Origin of the sequence: Kitasatospora sp. NPDC096077 (assembly GCF_040303245.1) — a bacterium.
Lineage (GTDB): Bacteria > Actinomycetota > Actinomycetes > Streptomycetales > Streptomycetaceae > Kitasatospora.
The window spans coordinates 131,048-148,624 of sequence record NZ_JBEOSV010000015.1 but is presented as its reverse complement, the minus strand read 5'-3'; the positions used below and the strand labels follow the sequence as shown (position 1 = coordinate 148,624).

The following is a 17,577-nucleotide window of genomic DNA, read 5'->3' as shown; positions in this document are numbered from 1 at the left end:
CCGAAGGCTGGGGGCCATCGGCGACCGACGACAACGCGGCGAGGTGCGTGCCCCGGCGTCGCGCGCCCGGCGGGAATTGTCAGACACGCCTTAGGACGTGGGCAAACCCCTCCCGCCCGGGGGCCGGAGTACGGAATCATGATCAGGTGACCATCGACCTGCTGCCCGGCCACGGCGTCCGGTTGCCCGCCCCGCTGCCCGAACTGCGCTTCGGCCTCGACGAGGGCACGGTGCGCGCGCTGCTGGCCCCGCACGGCGACCTGCTGCCGGACGGAGTGCGCCCGGTCTTCGTCTGCGGCACCAGCTGGGCCCTGGGCTTCGCGCTCCCCGGGGTCGGCGTCACGCTCTCCGGCGGCGACGACGGCGGCCTGGAGTGGGTCTCGGTGGGCCGGAACCGGAACGACGACCGGCCGCCCGGCCCGGTCGGCTACCTCGGGATCGACGTGTTCGGATGGCCCGCCCACGAGCTGGCCGAGGCTTTGCGCGCCCTGGGCCCGCCGGTGCCCGACCCGGACCACGGCACCCTGCGGCACGGGCCGCTCCACCTCCACGCGAGCGCCGGCCGCCCCCCCGCGCCCGGCCCCCGGCCGGAAGCCACGCCACCCGGTGCCCCACCACTTCGACTTCGCCTCCCTCCACCGCCGCACCGACCCCGAGGCCACCCGATGACCCCGCAGCCGCACTCCCCGCCCCCCGCGACCGCGCACACCGGCACGGCGCACCCGACCGGCACCGCCACCGGCCCGTACGACGCCGCCTTCCTCCCCCGGCTGGAGCTCTCCCCGCGCCCGGCCGAACGGCCGATCACCGAGCCGGTGCCCAAGCTCGGCGGCGAGCCCTGTTGGCTGGCCGAACCCGCCTGGCCGCTCTCCCCCGACACCGGCGAGCCCCTGGTGTTCATCGGCCAGTTCCCCGTCCCCGGCGCGGAGTTGCGGCTGGCCTACCTGTTCCTGGAGGAGGACGACCAGATCATGGGCGGCCTCGATCCGGAGGCCGGGGACGGCGTGCTGCTGGTCCAGCCCGGCGGCCGGATCCCGGCGGCCGCCGTCATCGGCCCGCCCGGCACCCGGGGTCGCACGCTCTGGCGCTGCGAACCCCGCAGCGACGACACCGTCCCGGTCGAGTTCCACCTCGACCTGCTGCCTCTGTCGACCGAGCTGGACCGGTCGATGGACGAACGGGCCGCCTACCAGCGCTACCTGCGCGACGGGGGCCCGGAGGCGCCGTTCCCGGACGGCGACCGCGGGCCCGACCACCTCGGCGGCCTCCCGTCCTTCCCGAACGACCGGGCCGCGGTCCCCGCGCCCTGGCAGTACCTCTTCTCCCTCCGGGACGCCCCGGACGACGGCGATCCGTACTTCCTGAACTTCGGCTACGGCGTCGGCACCGGCTTCCTCAGTCCGGACGGCCTGGAGGGCCGCTTCTGCTGGGCCGCCGGGTAGCGCCCCCGATCACCCCCGAGAATCCCCGAGAATCCCCGAGAATCCCCGAGAATCCCCGAGAACGAACCCCACCCCACCCTTCGGAGTTCACCATGACCACCACCCCCAACCCCCTCACCGTCGCCGTCCTGGGCCCGGGCGGCGTCGGCGGCCTGCTCGCCGGGCTGCTCGCGCGGGACGGCCACCGTGTCGTCTGCGTGGCCGGCGAGCGGACCGCCGACGTCCTCAACCGGGAGGGACTGCGGGTGCGCAGTGCCCGGTTCGGCGAGTTCACCGCCCGGGTCGAGGCCGTCGGCGAGCTGCACGAGCCGGTCGACGTCCTCTTCGTGACCGTCAAGGAGACCGCGCTGTCCGACGCGCTCGACCGGGTGGAGCCGCGGACCCTCGGCGCCGCCCTCGTGGTGCCGCTGCTCAACGGCCTGGACCACATGGCGCTGGTGCGCGAGCGCCTCCCCGCCGCCCGGGTGGTGGCCGGGACGATCTGGATCGAGGTCGCCCGGACCGCCCCGGGCCGGATCGAGCACAGCAGCCCGTTCGCGGCGATCGAACTCGCCGCCCCGGTCGAGGAGTTCGCCGAGCAGCTGCGGCACGCCGGGCCGGACGTCACCCTGCGCGAGGACGAGACCGCGATGCTCTGGAGCAAGCTCTCCTTCCTCGCCCCCTTCGCCCTGCTGACCACCCGGTACGCCGACGGGATCGGTGTGGTGCGGACCGAGCACCGCGCCGAACTCGTCGCCGCCCTGGACGAGATCGGTGCCGTCACCGGCGCAGTCGGTGCCCCGGCCGACGCACGGGCGCTGCTCGACGCCTTCGACCGGCTCCCCGCGGCGATGAAGTCCTCGATGCAGCGCGACGTCGAGGCGGGCCGGCCGACCGAGCTCGACGCCATTGGCGGCGCGGTGCTGCGGGCCGCCGCCGCGCACTCCGTCCCCACCCCGACCCTGACCCGGCTGGTGCGCGAACTGTCCTATGGGCGTATCTGACAATTCCCGCCGGATCAGCGCGCGGCGTCGGGGTGCGTGCATCGCAAGGCGGAGGAGGGAGTCCATGCGGTGGGGGCACCTCCCGGCCGAAGGCTGGGGGCCATCGGCGACCGACGACAACGCGGCGAGGTGCGCTTGTGCCCTGGGGGTACCTCCCGGCCGAAGGCTGGGGGAGCGTCGCGCGCCCGGCGGGAATTGTCAGACACGCCCTAACCCGCACCCCCGCTGGACCGCCTCGAACGCCCGCCACCGAACTGCCACGTGAGCGGGCGACGGGCGTTCGAGGATCCGGTCCGGCGGACCGGGCGAGTACGCTTGCGGGACGGTCCGCCACAGGAGTAGAACTCCTCGGGTGACGTCAGCCGACCACCGCAGCGCTCCCGCCTGGAGCCATGTCGAGGAGTTCCTGCGCACCCACGAGGCCGACCGGATCCCGCACCCGGGCGGCACCCTGCTGGAGCACCTGGCCCGGGTGGCGGCCCTGCTGGCCGACTGGGGCACCGACTCCGCCGTCCAGGCGGCCGGGCTGTGCCACGCGGCCTACGGGACCGACGGGTTCGACGGCGCCCTGCTGGGCCTGGACGAGCGGGACGCCCTGGCCGAACTCGTCGGCGAGCGCGCGGAGGCGCTCGTCTACCTGTACGCGAGCTGCGGCCGCGCCGCCGTCTACCCGCGCCTGGGCCGGGACGGTGAGCCGCTGTTCCACGACCGGTTCACCGGGCGGGACCACACCCCGCCGGAGGAGGACCTGCGCGCCTTCCTCGCCATCACGGCCGCCAACGAGCTGGACGTGCTCACCCACAACGCCGAACTGGCCGCCCGCTACGGGCCCGGCCTGTACCGACTCCTCTCCCGCACCCGCGACTTGCTGCCGCCCGCCGCCTGGCAGGCGTGGCAGGCCCGGCCGGAGCTCCGCCCGGAAGTCCGGCCGGAACCCGGACAGGTCTCCGCAAAAGGAATCTGACGACCGGTCAATTGCCTGTCGTAAAAAGAACCTTTGCCGACCGTTCATTTGTCATGCCGGAACCACCGCACGAGGACCGCGCGTTCTCGACAGCGGGAGGGATACAGACATGACAAAGAAGCCGTACCGCCTGGCCGCCGCCACGATCGCCCTGTTCGTAGCGGCGCCCTTGTTCACCGCGTGCAAGAACGCCGACCAGGCCCTCGACTGCGGAAAGCGGGCGATCAGCCTCACCGGCGATGTCCAGGACCTCACCGACTCCGCGCTCAACGTCGGGCAGATCACCGACAAGAGTCGGCGCACACACACCGTCGACGCCCTGAAGAAGATCGTCGACGACATCAAGAAGATCCGTAAGGACGGCGACGGCAAGGTCAACGCGGCCGCCGACAAGCTGTCCAAGGCCGTCGACAACGCCCAGAACGCCGTCTCCAAGGGCACGGAGCCCGACTTCGGGCCGATCAGCGAAGCCGCCGGCGAGCTGACCAAGGCCTGCGCCGGGTCCTGATCCAGCGCGGACCCGCCGGGAGCGCCGACCACCGGCGCTCCCGGTACACCCGGCACACCCGGTACGCCCGAGGCGCCCCGGCCTGTCGGCACCCCCTGGGCGCCCCCGAGGCGATAGGAATGGGCCCCGGACCGAACCCCACCCCGGAGGCACCGGTGACCCACCCGACCCTCGACCGGATCCAGCAGCTGCGCGCCGAGTTGGCGCCCGGCGACACCACCCCCGCACTGGTCACGGCGCTCGCCGACGGCACCGCCCCGCTCTCCGCGGTGGCCGAACTCGCCGCCCAGCAGCACCGGATCATCTCCTCCGACCGGCGCAGCCTGCTGCTGCTCGCCACCCGCTGCGCCGACCGTCCGCTCGGCGCCTGGTTCGCCACCCTCGCCGAGGGCGAGAGCGCCGCGCTGCGCACCCTGCCCGCCCTGGCCGCCGCCTGCGGCCTGGACGACCGGGCGGTGGCCGCCCGGGCGCCGCTGCCGGGCTGCCAGGCCTATCCGGCCTACCTCGCCTGGCTCGCGCTGAACAGCCGGCCGCCCGCCGCAGCCGTCGCCATGGTGGCCAACTTCGCGGCCTGGGGCGGCTACTGTGCCACCATCGCCCGCGCGCTGCGTCGGCGCCACGGCTTCTCCGACGAGGCCTGCGCGTTCTTCGACTTCTTCGCCCAGCCGTCGTCCGGGCTGGAGCAGCAGGCCGCCGACGCCCTCGGGCCGGAGCCGCTGGACGAACCCACCCTGGCCGCCGCCCGGGAGTACGGTCTGCTGCTCCAGGCCTACGAGCAGCTGTTCTGGCGCACCCTCACCGACTGAGTCGGACCGGGTCGCGACCGGGTGGCATCCGGGTCGCGACCCGCTCAGGCCCGCCGGTGCGGCCCTTACGAGCCGATGACGGCTCCGGCGGAGCAGGGCCTCGGCGAACTGAGGCCCCAGCGGATCGGGGCCTCACCGGCTCGGGGCCCCGGCCGAGCAGAGTTCGTGCACACGGGTGGATCCGGCGCACCGGATTCGTCGCGCTGGACGAACGGGCCGCACGGCAAACCTCATAGGGTCGCCACCAGCGAGGCCAGGAGGCGAACCATGCGGACACTGTTGCGGGGCGGTCGCGTCATCGACCCGGCTACCGGCTTTGACGGCACGGCTGACGTGCTGGTCTCCGACGGCAAGGTCATTGCCGTCGGACCAGGGCTGCCGGCATCCGACGACCAGGTCGACATCGATGTCGGCGGGTACATCGTCGGGCCCGGGTTCATCGACCTGCACAGCCACGTGCACTCCATCGCGGGCCAGCGGCTGCAGGCGATGGACGGTGTCACGACGGCGCTCGATCTGGAAGCCGGGCTGCTGCCCGTCGAACGGGCCTATGCCGAGGCGGCCGCGGCGGGACGCCCGCTGCACTACGGCTTCTCGGCTTCCTGGGGCTCGGCGCGGGCCAAGGTGCTCGCCGGTGTCGAGCCGGACGCGAACATCAACACCGGGCTTGCCGTGCTCGGCGATCCGGCCTGGCAGCGCTCCTCGTCGAAGGCCGAACTGGCCGCCTGGCTGTCCCTGGTGGAGGCCGAGCTGGCGGCGGGCGCGCTCGGCGTCGGCGTCCTGCTCGGGTACGCCCCGGCCAGTGATCCGGCCGAGTTCCTGGCGTTGGCGAAGCTGGCCGAACGGGCCGGAGCGCCCGTGTACACCCACGTTCGCGAGCTGGTCGAGGTGGACCCGGCCACGCCGGTCGACGGGACGCGGGAGATCGCGATCGTCGCGGCCGAGACCGGTGCCGCGATGCATCACTGTCACGTCAACAGCACGTCCGGACGGCACGTCGACCGGGTGCTCGCCACACTGGAGTCGGCCCGTTCGGCCGGCTCGCGGGTGACGGTCGAGGCCTACCCCTACGGTGCGGGCAGCACCGGCATCGGCGCGGCGTTCCTCTCGCCCGAGCGGCTCAGGATGAAGGGTCTCGGCCCGACGCGCGTGCTGATGCTGGAGTCCGGCGAGCGGATCGCCGACGAGGCCCGGCTGCTGCAGGTCCGCGCCGAGGACCCGGGTGCGCCGTGCATCCTCGAGTTCCTCGACGAGGAGGACCCGAAGGACCGGGACCTGCTGCACCGGACGCTCGCTTTCCCGGATTCGATCGTCGCGAGCGACGCCATGCCGGTGTTCTGGCACGGCGCCGGCAGCGAATCCACCCAATGGCCGCTGCCCCCTGGCGGTGTGACGCACCCGCGCACGGCGGGCACGTTCTCCAAGTCGCTGCGGTTGATGGTGCGCGAGGCCGGGGTCTGGACGTGGCTGGAGGCGTTCCGGCGCTGCTCCTACCTGCCCGCGCGGGTGCTCGACCAGGTCGCACCCGGCGCGCGGACCAAGGGCAGACTGAACGTCGGCGCGGACGCGGACATCGTCGTCCTCGACCCCGCCACCGTCACCGACACGGCCACGTACGTCGATTCGACCCGGCCCACACTCGGCGTCCGGCACCTGTTCGTCGCGGGTACCCAGGTGGTCCGCGACGGGCGGCTGCTCACCGACGCGTACCCCGGCCGGCCGCTGCGGGGGGAACCACGATGACGGAATTCGGCATGGCGGCCCTGCTCGCCGACATCGGGACACTGGTGCGCTGCGAGTCCCCGTCGTTCGACCTGGACGCGGTGGCGCGCAGCGCCGAGGTGCTCTCGGACCTCGGCAGGAAGGTGCTCGGCGTGGAGCCGGAGCGGATCGTCCTCGACGGCCGGACGCATCTGCGCTGGCGGTTCGGCGACGGCCCGGCGCGCGTGCTCCTGCTCGGCCACCACGACACGGTCTGGCCGATGGGTTCCCTGGAGACGCACCCTTTCTCCGTGGCCGACGGGGTCCTGCGGGGACCGGGCTGCTTCGACATGAAGGCGGGCGTCGTGATGGCGCTTCACGCGGCCGCCGCACTGCCGAGCCGGGCCGGACTGTCCATTCTGATCACCGGCGACGAGGAGCTGGGCTCGCCGTCGTCACGAGGGCTGATCGAGGCAGCGGCCCGCGGCTGCGAGGCGGCGTTGGTGCTGGAGGCTTCGGCGGACGGCGGCGCGCTCAAGACCCGGCGCAAAGGCGTCTCCCAGTACCGGATCGACGTGACCGGCCGCGCCGCGCACGCCGGTCTCGAACCGGACAAGGGGATCAACGCCGGGATCGAGATCGCCCACCAGACGCTCGCGGTCGCCGCGCTCACCGATCCGGAGCGCGGGACCAGCGTGGTGCCGACACTGCTGGCGGCCGGCACGACGGCCAACACCGTGCCGGCGACGGCCGTGGTCGAGGTCGACGTGCGGGTATGGGACGAGGACGAACAGCTCCGCGTCGACCGGGCGGTGCGGGCGTTGCGGCCGGTGCTGGCCGGCACCCGGGTGCGGATCAGCGGCGGGGTCAACCGTCCGCCGCTGGATGCCGCTTCCTCGGCCGCCCTGTTCGGGCTGGCACGGGAGTTGGCCGCGGAGCTGGGGCTGCCGACCTTGACCGAGGCGACCGTCGGCGGTGCTTCGGACGGCAACTACACCGCAGGGCTGGGCGTTCCGACTCTCGACGGCCTCGGAGCGGTCGGCGGCGGGGCACACGCGGATCACGAACACGTCCTGATCGAAGAGTTGCCGCGGCGGACGACATTGCTGTTCGCGCTGCTGGAACACGTGTTGACGAAGGGAGGTCCATCGATTCCGGAGGATCCGGAGGATGCGGTGGACTCTTCCGGTCGAACCCGACGGCGACCCTCCGGGGCAGCCGAGAGAGGAGTATCCCGTGACGAGTCTTTCGATGGATTCACGACAGCCAGTCACGTCGGAAGCCCGTGACGAGGCGATCGCGGCCGCGCGGACGGCGGCCACCGCGGCAGGGGTCGAGGTGCGGGAGATCGACGCGATCGCCGAACTGGCCGCGGTCGGAGTGCTCTTCGAGAAGATCTGGCGGTCGGCGCCGGGCACTCGGCCGGTGACCACGGAGCTGCTGCGCGCGCTGTCGGCGACGGGGAACTACGTGGCCGGCGCGTTTTCCGGCGGCGAGCTGCTCGGCGCCTGCGTCGGGTTCTTCGAGAGTCCCGGAACCGGCAGCCTGCACAGTCATATCGCAGGAGTCGCCAAGGCCGGCGCAGGGCGTGGAATCGGGTATGCGCTGAAGATGCACCAGCGCGGCTGGGCACTGACGCAGGACGTTCAGGCCGTCAAGTGGACGTTCGATCCACTGGTGCGCCGCAACGCCCATTTCAACCTCGGCAAACTCGGCGCGCGGCCCGTGCGGTACCTTCGCGACTTCTACGGGCCGATGACGGACGGCATCAACGGTTCGGGCGACACCGATCGGCTGATGGTGTCCTGGGACCTGACCGGCGCCGCGGTGCGGGCCGCCGCGTTCGGTGAGCCCGTCCGGACCGACACGAGGACCCTGCTCGACCGCGGCGCCGCCGTCGCTCTCTCGGTGGACGCCGACGGCGGCCCGGCGGCGGGCTCGGCGGATGCCCCGGTGGTGTTCGTCGCCGTCCCTGCCGACATCGAAGGCCTGCGCGGCACCGACCCCGGCAAGGCGGCTGCGTGGCGGGCCGCGCTGCGCGAGACGCTCGGCGGACTGATGGACTCCGGGGGCCGGGTGACCGGCTTCGACCGGGCCGGTTCCTACGTGATCTCCAGGGAGGGGCAGTGAAACTCAGCGGTGTGGAACTGCGCCGGGTGCGGATGCCACTCGTCGCCCCGTTCCGGACGTCGTTCGGCGCACAGTCCGTGCGCGAGCTCCTGCTGCTACGGGCGGTGACGCCGACGGGCGAGGGCTGGGGCGAGTGCGTGGCGATGGCCGGCCCGTTGTACTCGCCCGAGTACAACGACGGCGCCGAGCACGTGCTGCGCCGGTACCTCATCCCGGCGCTGCTGGCCGCGGCGGACGTCACGGCGGCGAAGGTGACGCCGCTGCTGGCCAGGTTCAAGGGCCACCGGATGGCGAAGGGCGCGCTGGAGATGGCCGTGCTCGACGCCGAACTCCGCGCGAGTGAGCGCTCCTTCGCGGCCGAGCTGGGGTCGGTGCGGGACACCGTGCCGTGCGGTGTCTCGGTCGGGATCATGGACACGATCCCGCAGTTGCTCGACGTGGTGGGCGGGTACCTGGACGAAGGCTACGTACGGATCAAGCTGAAGATCGAACCGGGCTGGGACGTCGAACCGGTGCGCGCGGTCCGCGAGCGCTTCGGTGACGACGTGCTGCTGCAGGTGGACGCCAACACCGCCTACACCCTGGGTGATTCGCGGCAGCTGGCCCGCCTCGACCCGTTCGGCCTGTTGCTGATCGAGCAGCCGCTGGAGGAGGAGGACGTCCTCGGCCACGCCGAACTGGCGCGCCGGATCAAGACGCCCATATGCCTGGACGAATCGATCGTGTCGGCGCGCGCGGCGGCGGACGCGATCAAGCTGGGCGCGGTCCAGATCGTGAACATCAAGCCCGGGAGGGTCGGCGGCTACCTCGAAGCGCGGCGGGTGCACGACGTGTGCGCGGCACACGCGGTTCCGGTGTGGTGCGGCGGAATGATCGAGACCGGCCTCGGCCGGGCGGCGAACGTCGCACTGGCCTCGCTGCCGGGCTTCACGCTTCCCGGGGACACCTCGGCGTCCGACCGGTTCTACCGGATTGACATCACCGAGCCGTTCGTGCTGTCCGACGGGCACCTGCCGGTGCCGACCGGTCCGGGCCTCGGCGTGGCGCCGATTCCGGAGCTGCTCGACGAGGTGACCACCGCGAAGGCGTGGATCGCTTCGTAGCCCGGCACGGGTTCCGCGGATAGGTTGACCCGATCGAACCAATTCGGTCGGACCGTGGCCGGATCTACCCCCGGGGAGTACTGATACCCGTGCCGAACAGGCCGCACGCGAGTGTGGGACGCGTCCTCGAAGCCCTCGGGGACGTGCTCCTCGAACCGGTCGCCGTCGGCCGGGACACCCGGCGGCAGCTCGGCGGCGTGGTGATCCACGATCCGCACGACGACGCCGAGTTCCCGGCCGAGGCGGTCGTCCTCGGGGTCGGTCTGCGCGACACCGACGAGATCGCGGAGCTGCTGCACACCGTCGGCGAACGCGGGGGCGCCGCGCTGGTCGTGCGGTCGCCGGTCTCCGCGTCGAAGGAGCTGGTCCGGGCGGCCGACTCCACCGGGGTCGCGCTGCTCGGGCTGGCCGGCGGGGCGTCGTGGGCACAACTCGCCGCGATGCTCCGCACGTTGCTCGCCGAGGGCGACATCGGCGATGTCTCCCCGCAGTCGCTCGGCGGGATACCGTCCGGCGACCTGTTCGCACTCGCCAACGCGGTCGCCGCGCTGCTGGACGCGCCGGTCACCATCGAGGACCGCGACTCGCGCGTGCTCGCGTTCTCCGGCCGCCAGGACGAGGCCGATCCTTCCCGCATCGAAACGGTTCTCGGCCGCCAGGTGCCCGAACGCTTCACCCGCCAGCTGGAGAAGGACGGCGTCTTCGAACGCCTCTACCGGGACCAGCGGCCGGTCTACGTCCACCCGGACGGCTACGACGAGAAGATCGCGATGCCCAGGGTCGCGGTCGCGGTCCGAGCCGGCGACGAGATCCTCGGCTCGATCTGGGCCGCGGTCGACCACGAGCTCAGCGAAGAACGCACCTCCGCCTTGGTCGACGCCTCGAAGATCGTCGCGCTGCACATGCTCCGGCTGCGCGCGGGTGCCGATGTCGGGCGCCGGTTGCGGGCCGATCTGGTGAGCACCGCGCTCGAAGGGGGCTCCGGCGCGCCGGAGGCCATCGCACGCCTCGGCCTGCTGGGGCAGCCCACCGTCGTGCTCGCCATGGGACTCCTCGACGTCCCCGGCGACGACCTCCGGCTCGTCGCGGAACGCCAGCGCCTCGCCGACGCGTTCGCCATGCACCTCAGCGCCGTCCAGCCCCGGTCGGCCGTGGCGCTGGTCGGCGATGTCGCGTACGGCATCGTCCCGATGCCCGGGAACCACGGCGATCGGCGAGAACGCTCGGTACGCGTCGCGTCGGCCTTCCTGGAACGCACCGGCCGCGGGGCCGCCGCCGCCATCGGCGTCGGACCGCTCGCGCTCGACGGCTCGGGCCTGCGCGCCTCCCGCGAGGGGGCCGACCGCGCGTTGCGCGTGTTGCTCACCGACGGCGGCGCACGGCGGACGATCACCGCCGAGGACGCGCATGTCGAAGCGCTGCTGCTGGAGTTGGCGGACCTTTCCGCGGCCCGCGGGGACGTCGCGACCGGGCCGATCGCGCGGCTGCTGGCCTACGACACCAAACACCAATCGCAGCTCGTGCACACGCTGCGGTGCTGGCTCGACTCCTTCGGCGACATCGGCCTCGCGTCGACCGCCGCGTACGTGCATCCGAGCACGTTCCGGTACCGGTTGCGCCGGGTCGCGGAGGTCGGCGGAATCGATCTCGACGCCCCGGGCGACCGGTTCGCGGCGATGGTGCAACTGCATCTGCTGGCTCGGAGGGGGAAAGCCCTTCCGGTTGAAGAGGCTTGACGAGGCCCGGTTGCGCCGACCCTCCGAGCGTTCCGGATTCCTTCGCCGACGTGTGCCGTCACAGCGCCGGACAGCGCCTGCCCGGCCTTCGGGCGGTCGGCGTCACGCCGCTTCGCCGGGTTCCGAACGGACGGTCGGGCCCAGGGCGTCGTCGCTCATCGGGACACCCGTCGGTCGGCGCGCCCGGTGTGGAGGAACTGGGCGCGGCCGGTGCCGTCGTCGCCGACGAACGCGTGCGCCAGGTAGAGGCCAGGGACCTCCGGGAGGACGGCGACGAAGGTGTCGTGGAGGTAGGGCAGCAGTTCCTGCTTCGCCGGGGGCGCGGCGCTGAGCTCGGCGAAGATCCCCTTCGGAGTGCGCTCGATCCACAGCCTGCCGTCCTCCGCCGTGACGACGTTGTCGGCGACCATCGACGAGTACTCGCCCACGTACCGGGAAAGGTCGGCCCGGGCGGCCGCGGGGTTCGGCTGCGGCAGTGGCGGGATTTTCACGTCCGCGAGTTCGTCGAGCAGCTTTCCGAGCACCTGGTGGTAGACGTGCACCGGCTGCCCGCCGTTGGTCAGCAACGCGACCGCGACCTTGCGCTCCGGCACCACGCGCAGGAAGGCCGACTGGCCGATCGTGCCGCCGTCGTGGCCGATCACCTCGCCGCCCTCCCAGCCGAAGAGCATCCAGCCGAGACCCCAGCGGTCGCCCATGATTCCGAGCGTGGGCACCTCCACCTGCGGCTCGCGCATCGCGGCCGACGACTCCGGCGACAGCACCCGGCCGCCGTCGTCGGCCGTGCCGTCGTTCAGGTGCATGCGGACGAAGGTCAGCAGGTCCCGCGGGCGCATCGCGAGCATCGAACCGGCCGGGGCGTTCGAGCTGGCGAGTGCCCAGACCGGCGCGGGCACCGGCTCCTCGCCCGGCTTCGGGACGATGTGGCCGACCGCTGCGCGGTAGCGGATCGCGTCGTAGGGACCGACCGCGGCGTGGGTCAGGCCGAGCGGCACGAAGAGGTGGTCGCGCACGCAGTCGTCCCAGCACTTGCCGCGCAGCACCTCGATGATGCGGCCCAGCACGCAGTAGCCGGCGTTGTTGTACGAGAACCGCTCGCCCGGCGGGAACAGCTGCGGCACGTCGGACAGCGTCGGGATGAGCTTCTCCACCGCGTCGCTGCCGCGCCCGGTGTCGGTGAAGAAGTCGCCCTCGAAGCCGGCCGTGTGGCAGGTCAGTTGCCGGACGGTGATCGCGGCCGCAGCCGTGTCGTCGCCGAGCGCGAACTCCGGCAGGTAGTCGCGCACCGGCCGGTCGAGGTCGAGGCGGCCCTCGTCGACCAGCTGCATGATCAGGGTGGTCGTCCACACCTTGGTGATCGACCCGATCTGGAACAGCGAGTCCACGGTGGACTCCACGCCGGTGGCCTTGTTCAGGACGCCCGCCGCGTGATCGATCACCTCGCCGTCGGCGAGCACCGCTATCGCGGCGCCGGGAACCTGGTGCTCGGCCAACAGCGCGGCGAAGTTCTCCTGGAGCCAGGTCCGGACTTCATGGATCTTCGACATGTGCACCTTCCGTCTCCGTGAGGCTGGTCCGACGTTTCCGGAATGCTAGGTCGGTGGCCTGCGTCACGTGTTCGTCCGGGCCGAGGAGAGCTCGGGGAAAGTTCCTCCGCCCGGACGAATCAGGCAGTACACAGAGGTTCCGCCGCACGACGGAGCGGGCGCGTCCGGCGCCTACGAGCAGCTGTGCCGGAGCACCCTCGCCGACCGGCTCAGGCCTGCCAGTGCGGCTTGCCGCTGACCATCCGGCAGGTGATCATCCGCCCGTTGGCGTCGTGGGTGCTCCGGCCCAGGTCGTCGTTGCGGCAGAACTGCCCGGCCGCGTAGCAGTTGCCCGCGTTGGAGCGGATCTCGCACTCCGTACCGCCGGCCGCCGCCTGGGTGTGCTGCGGCTCCGGGTCCTTCGGCGGCTGCGCCGTGGTCACCTTGGGCTGCGGCTTGACGGTCGGGGTCGGCGGGTGCGCGGCGGGCGGGGCGGACGGCGGCGGGACGACCGGCGGGGCCGACGCCGAGGGCGGGGCCGGGGTGGCCGGGCCGGGCTCGGTGGCGGCCGGGGCGCTCGGTGCGGGCGCGACGGTCGGGCTGGCCGCGACGCTCGGCGTGGCCGAGGGCTTGGCATCCGCCGCCGAGGGGTCGCAACCGGTCAGCGCCAGGCCGACGGTGAGGACGAGTCCGGCGAATCCGGCCAGGCCGGCCGTCCTGCGGCGCCCGGGTATCAGGGAGGGCATGAAGGGGGAACGCTCCGTTCCGCGTGGGTGATCGGTGTCTGGGACGTGTGATTCAAGCAGACTTCGCACACGCACCGACCACCGTTCCGTCACTTGTTGGCAGATCGAGACCTTCCGACCACCGAACGCGACGGTGCGGCGCCGGCCGGGGGTATAGCCCTGACACGCGGGGCTCTATGACATGTTCCGGACACCACAAACGGATCGCTACGGTTCCGGCAACCCCCACGCCGAACGAGGAGACCCCCATGCTCCGGTTCCGTTCGCTCGCGGTCGCCGCTGCCCTGGCGACCGTCGCGCTCACCGCAGCACCCGCCGTCAGCGCCCCCGCTGACGACCCGTCCATAACCGCCGCACTGGCCGCCCCCATCCGCACCGCCGCGGTACCGACCGCCCTGCTGCACGCGATGCAGCGCGACCTCGGGCTCGCCCCGCGGGCCGCCGCCGACCGGATCGCCCGGGAGGGCCGGGCCGCCGCCGTGCAGAGCGCCCTCACCCGGGCGCTCGGCGACCGCTGGGCGGGCGCCTGGATCGACGGGCCGCAGTCCGAACTGACGGTCGCCACCACGGACCCGTCCGCCGCCCGGACCATCACCGCGCACGGCGGCCGGGCGACCGTCGTCCAGCATCCGCTGACCGTCCTGGACCGGGTCAAGGACGCGCTCGACCGGGCCTCCGGCACCGCCGCACCGGACGCCACCCCGCTCTGGTACGTGGACGTCCGGTCCAACACCGTCGTGGTGCAGTCCGCCGACGACGCCCGCACCGCGGCCTTCCTGGACGCCTCCGGGGTGGACCGCTCGCTGGTCCGGGTCGAGCCGGCCACCGCCGCGCCCCGGCCGCTCGCCGACCTGCACGGCGGGGACGCGTACTACATCGACAACGCCGCCCGCTGCTCGATCGGCTTCCCGGTCACCCAGAACGGCCAGCCCGGCTTCGTCAGCGCCGGCCACTGCGGCCAGCCCGGCTCCAACGCGACGACCTCCGACGGCGCTTCGATCGGCACCTTCCAGGGCTCGACCTTCCCGGGCAACGACTGGTCCTGGGTGGCGGCCGGCGCGGGCTGGACCGCCCAGCCCCAGGTGAACGACTACCAGGGCGGCGCGGTGACGGTGGGCGGCTCCACCGAGACGCCGGTCGGCGGCGCGGTCTGCCGCTCCGGCTCCACCACCGGCTGGCACTGCGGCACCGTCGAGGAGCAGAACGCCACCGTCAACTACCAGGAGGGCAGCGTCTACGGCGTCACCCGCACCAATGTGTGCGCCGAACCGGGCGACTCCGGCGGCTCGTTCATCTCCGGCAACCAGGCCCAGGGCGTCACCTCGGGCGGCTCCGGCGACTGCACCTCGGGCGGCGAGACCTACTTCCAGCCGGTCAACCCGATCCTCAGCACCTACGGCCTGACCCTGGCCACCGGCTGACCCGGCCGGCCCGGGGGGGACGGCCCCACCCGACCCCCCGGGCCCCGTCCGCACAGCACCGTCCTCACAACCCCGCCGTCCGGCGCTCGAACACCGCGGGGCGGGCGGCCTCCAGCGCCGTGGACACCGCGCCGAGGAGCACCGCCTCCTCCCCCAGCAGGCTCGGTGCGAGCGTCGGACACCTCGGGGCGAAGCGGCGCAGGGCCTGCTCCAGCGGTTCCAGGAGCAGGTCCGCGCTGTTGCCGATCCCGCCGCCGAGCACCAGCAGGTCCGGGTCGAGCACCGCGGACAGCACGGCGACGGCGTACGCCAGCCGGTCCGCCTCCCAGCGCACCGCCCGCAGCGCCGCCTCGTCCCCGGCCCGGGCCCGGGCGAAGACCTGCTTGGCGGTCAGCCGCCGTCCGCCCGTCCCCGTCAGCCCGAAGTCCCGGGCGGCCCGCACCACCGCGTCCGCCGCGGCCTCCTGCTCCAGCGTGGTCGCGTCCGGCACGTCCTGCCCCGCGGCGAGCGGCTCGGCGGCGGGAGGCACCGCGGGCAGCGGCACCAGGCCGATCTCGCCCAGCGCACCGTGCGCGCCGAGCAGCAGCTCGCCGTCCTTGACCACGCCCACCCCGAGCCCGGTGCCGACCAACAGGTAGGCGAACATCCGGCTGCCGCGCCCGGCGCCGAGGGTGTACTCGCCGAGCGCGGCGAGATTGGCGTCGTTGGCCACCGTCACGGCCGTGCCGAGCCCCTCGGCGATCCGGTCGAACAGCCCCGGTCGGCCCCAGTCGGGCAGGCTGGTGGCGTACCGGACCCCGCGCCGCTCCTCGTCCCACACCCCGGGCGTGCCGATCACCGCGTGCACGATGTCGGCGGACGCCAGGCCCGCCTCGGCGATCGCCTCGTGCGCGGCGGCGACCACCGCGTCCGCGACGGCCTCCGCGGTCCGCCCCCGGTTGGCCACGTCCCGCCGGGCGACGACGGTGCCGGCCAGGTCCGCCACGGCGACCCGCAGCCGGGCCCGGCCGATGTCCACGCCGAGCACGTGCCCGGCCCTCGGGTCGACCTCGTAGAGCACCGCCGTACGGCCCCGCTCGGGGGCCACCCGGCCGGCCTCGCGGACCAGGCCGGCCTGCTCCAGCTCGGCCAGTGCGGCGGAGACGGTGGGCTTGGACAGCCCGGTGTCCCGGGCCAGTTGGGCCCGCGAGGAGCCACCGCCGGTGCGCAGCAGCTCCAGCAGCAGCCACTCGTTGTTGCTGCGCAGCCGCTGCCGGTTCCACGGCACCCCGGGGACCCCGGCCACCGGGCGACGGGTCGGCTGGTGGGGGCTCATCGGTTCCTCCGGTCTGGGCTGCTGACGGGCTGCTCGGGGCGGGTCCGCCACGCGCGGACCACGCCCGGGCACCACCCGCGGCGCCCGGTGTCGGGCGCCGCCGCCCAAGTATGACCGGTGATCACCCACCGCCCGCCGCGCGGACCCGCCCGGTCCGCCCCGACCCCTCTCCGGTGTCAGAGGCCCGCGGCGGCCACCCAACCGCCGGTCATCGCCTGCACCGCCGACCCGTCCAGGTCGGCCAGCTTGGTCCCGGCGAAGGCACGGGCCGCCTCGGAGGTCTGCACCCGCAGCGGCGGCCGCTCGGCGGCCAGCACCTCGATGATCGGCGCGGCCGCCTCCTCGGGGGTCTGGGCGTTGCCGAAGGCCTTCAGCGTCCGGTCGACGTACGCCTGGAGAGCGGGGCCGTACGGTCCGGCGGCGGCGACCAGCGCGGGCACGTCGAGGCCCTGGTTGCCGATGAACTCGCTGGCCACCGCGCCCGGTTCGACCACGGTGACGGCGACGCCGACGGTGGCCGCGACCGGCGCCAGCGACTCCATGAAGCCCTCGACGGCGAACTTGGCCGCGCAGTAGGCCTCGTTGAAGGGCTGGCCGACCACGCCGCCGACGCTGGTCACGGTGATCACCCGGCCGCCGCTGGCCCGCAGGTGCGGCAGCGCGGCCCGGGTCACCTCGACCACACCGAAGTAGTTGACCTCCATGGCGGCCCGCACCGGCGCCAGCCCGTCCTGCTCGACGGTGCCGACGAAGCCCGCGCCCGCGTTGTTGACCACGGCGTCCAGCCGCCCGTGCCGCTCCAGCACGACGGCCAGGCACTCCGCGACCGAGGCCGGGTCGGTGACGTCGAGGCGCTCGACCTCGATCCACCCGGCGACGTCCGCCCGCTCGGCGGCGCGCAACAGGTCGCCGGCCCGTCCGGTGTCGCGCATGGTGGCGATCACGCGGTGGCCGGCCCGGGCGGCGGCCACCGCGGCGGCGAGGCCGATCCCGGAGGAGGTGCCGGTGATCAGGACGATCCGGGTGCCGGGGTAAGGGGTGACTGCCATGCGGGCCCTCCTCGCGGCCTCCGGTCGGTCGCCGGAAGCCGATGACTGTGTGCGTGTGCACGCACTCTACAAGTGCGTGCGCGCACACGCAACCAGCCGCCGCTTCCTTACGACAACGTCTCCGCCCAGTCAAGGTTTCACCCACTT

The 17,577-nt window shown here is 73.4% G+C and carries 15 protein-coding genes; 11 read left to right on the top strand and 4 right to left on the bottom strand.

Features of this window, described 5'->3' with window-relative positions; translation table 11 throughout:
- The first annotated feature begins 146 nt into the window (after positions 1-146).
- From ABTZ03_RS16375 to ABTZ03_RS16330, 10 genes are all read left to right on the top strand, one after another.
- A complete protein-coding gene (locus tag ABTZ03_RS16375) occupies positions 147-1,442 on the top strand; it encodes a hypothetical protein (protein ID WP_350513633.1) in 1,296 nt (431 codons plus the stop codon).
- A 92-nt stretch (positions 1,443-1,534) separates the two neighbouring features.
- Complete coding sequence (locus tag ABTZ03_RS16370) at positions 1,535-2,425, top strand: ketopantoate reductase family protein (RefSeq protein ID WP_350513632.1); 891 nt, start codon at positions 1,535-1,537, stop codon at positions 2,423-2,425.
- Between the two features lie 352 nt (positions 2,426-2,777).
- Positions 2,778-3,389 (top strand): DUF6817 domain-containing protein, encoded by a 612-nt coding sequence (locus ABTZ03_RS16365; RefSeq protein ID WP_350513631.1) that lies wholly within the window; start codon positions 2,778-2,780, stop codon positions 3,387-3,389.
- Between the two features lie 109 nt (positions 3,390-3,498).
- Entirely contained in the window at positions 3,499-3,897 is a 399-nt protein-coding gene (locus ABTZ03_RS16360; protein ID WP_350513630.1) for a hypothetical protein, read from the top strand.
- Between the two features lie 155 nt (positions 3,898-4,052).
- The gene (locus ABTZ03_RS16355; RefSeq protein ID WP_350513629.1) at positions 4,053-4,703 is read left to right on the top strand and encodes a thiaminase II/PqqC family protein; all 651 of its coding nucleotides are present in this window, start codon (positions 4,053-4,055) and stop codon (positions 4,701-4,703) included.
- Between the two features lie 165 nt (positions 4,704-4,868).
- On the top strand, positions 4,869-6,446 hold the full coding sequence (locus ABTZ03_RS16350; RefSeq protein ID WP_350513628.1) for an amidohydrolase family protein: 1,578 nt from the start codon (positions 4,869-4,871) through the stop codon (positions 6,444-6,446).
- Entirely contained in the window at positions 6,443-7,693 is a 1,251-nt protein-coding gene (locus ABTZ03_RS16345; protein WP_350513627.1) for a M20 family metallopeptidase, read from the top strand. The genes ABTZ03_RS16350 and ABTZ03_RS16345 overlap by 4 nt, the downstream gene beginning before the upstream one ends.
- Entirely contained in the window at positions 7,641-8,534 is an 894-nt protein-coding gene (locus ABTZ03_RS16340; RefSeq protein ID WP_350513626.1) for a GNAT family N-acetyltransferase, read from the top strand. Before ABTZ03_RS16345 ends, ABTZ03_RS16340 begins: the two co-directional genes overlap by 53 nt.
- The gene (menC, locus tag ABTZ03_RS16335) at positions 8,531-9,637 is read left to right on the top strand and encodes an o-succinylbenzoate synthase (protein WP_350513625.1); all 1,107 of its coding nucleotides are present in this window, start codon (positions 8,531-8,533) and stop codon (positions 9,635-9,637) included. Before ABTZ03_RS16340 ends, menC begins: the two co-directional genes overlap by 4 nt.
- Before the next feature lie 89 nt (positions 9,638-9,726).
- On the top strand, positions 9,727-11,373 hold the full coding sequence (locus tag ABTZ03_RS16330; RefSeq protein ID WP_350513624.1) for a PucR family transcriptional regulator: 1,647 nt from the start codon (positions 9,727-9,729) through the stop codon (positions 11,371-11,373).
- Positions 11,374-11,528: 155 nt separating this feature from the next.
- Here ABTZ03_RS16330 and ABTZ03_RS16325 read toward each other — a convergent pair whose 3' ends face one another.
- Together ABTZ03_RS16325 and ABTZ03_RS16320 are read right to left on the bottom strand one after the other, a co-directional pair.
- Complete coding sequence (locus ABTZ03_RS16325; protein WP_350513623.1) at positions 11,529-12,920, bottom strand: serine hydrolase; 1,392 nt, start codon at positions 12,918-12,920, stop codon at positions 11,529-11,531.
- A gap of 209 nt (positions 12,921-13,129) precedes the next feature.
- Complete coding sequence (locus ABTZ03_RS16320; RefSeq protein WP_350513622.1) at positions 13,130-13,645, bottom strand: hypothetical protein; 516 nt, start codon at positions 13,643-13,645, stop codon at positions 13,130-13,132.
- Between the two features lie 248 nt (positions 13,646-13,893).
- Here ABTZ03_RS16320 and ABTZ03_RS16315 point away from each other — a divergent pair, with 248 nt between their 5' ends.
- A complete protein-coding gene (locus ABTZ03_RS16315; RefSeq protein WP_350513621.1) occupies positions 13,894-15,066 on the top strand; it encodes a S1 family peptidase in 1,173 nt (390 codons plus the stop codon).
- Positions 15,067-15,130: 64 nt separating this feature from the next.
- Here ABTZ03_RS16315 and ABTZ03_RS16310 read toward each other — a convergent pair whose 3' ends face one another.
- Positions 15,131-16,381 carry an ROK family transcriptional regulator gene (locus ABTZ03_RS16310; protein ID WP_350513620.1) on the bottom strand — a complete coding sequence of 417 codons (1,251 nt, stop codon included), beginning with the start codon at positions 16,379-16,381 and terminating at the stop codon, positions 15,131-15,133.
- A gap of 176 nt (positions 16,382-16,557) precedes the next feature.
- Positions 16,558-17,430: an SDR family NAD(P)-dependent oxidoreductase gene (locus ABTZ03_RS16305; protein WP_350513619.1), complete on the bottom strand. Its 873-nt coding sequence runs from the start codon at positions 17,428-17,430 to the stop codon at positions 16,558-16,560.
- Between the last annotated feature and the right edge of the window lie 147 nt (positions 17,431-17,577).

Excerpts from the sequence above, each read along its gene's own strand:
- ABTZ03_RS16345 (WP_350513627.1), top strand. The coding sequence starts at position 6,443 with ATGACGGAATTCGGCATGGCGGCCCTGCTCGCCGACATCGGGACACTG.
- ABTZ03_RS16320 (WP_350513622.1), bottom strand. The coding sequence starts at position 13,645 with ATGCCCTCCCTGATACCCGGGCGCCGCAGGACGGCCGGCCTGGCCGGA.
- ABTZ03_RS16305 (WP_350513619.1), bottom strand. The coding sequence starts at position 17,430 with ATGGCAGTCACCCCTTACCCCGGCACCCGGATCGTCCTGATCACCGGC.
- ABTZ03_RS16315 (WP_350513621.1), top strand. The coding sequence starts at position 13,894 with ATGCTCCGGTTCCGTTCGCTCGCGGTCGCCGCTGCCCTGGCGACCGTC.
- ABTZ03_RS16370 (WP_350513632.1), top strand. The coding sequence starts at position 1,535 with ATGACCACCACCCCCAACCCCCTCACCGTCGCCGTCCTGGGCCCGGGC.
- ABTZ03_RS16325 (WP_350513623.1), bottom strand. The coding sequence starts at position 12,920 with ATGTCGAAGATCCATGAAGTCCGGACCTGGCTCCAGGAGAACTTCGCC.
- ABTZ03_RS16310 (WP_350513620.1), bottom strand. The coding sequence starts at position 16,381 with ATGAGCCCCCACCAGCCGACCCGTCGCCCGGTGGCCGGGGTCCCCGGG.
- ABTZ03_RS16360 (WP_350513630.1), top strand. The coding sequence starts at position 3,499 with ATGACAAAGAAGCCGTACCGCCTGGCCGCCGCCACGATCGCCCTGTTC.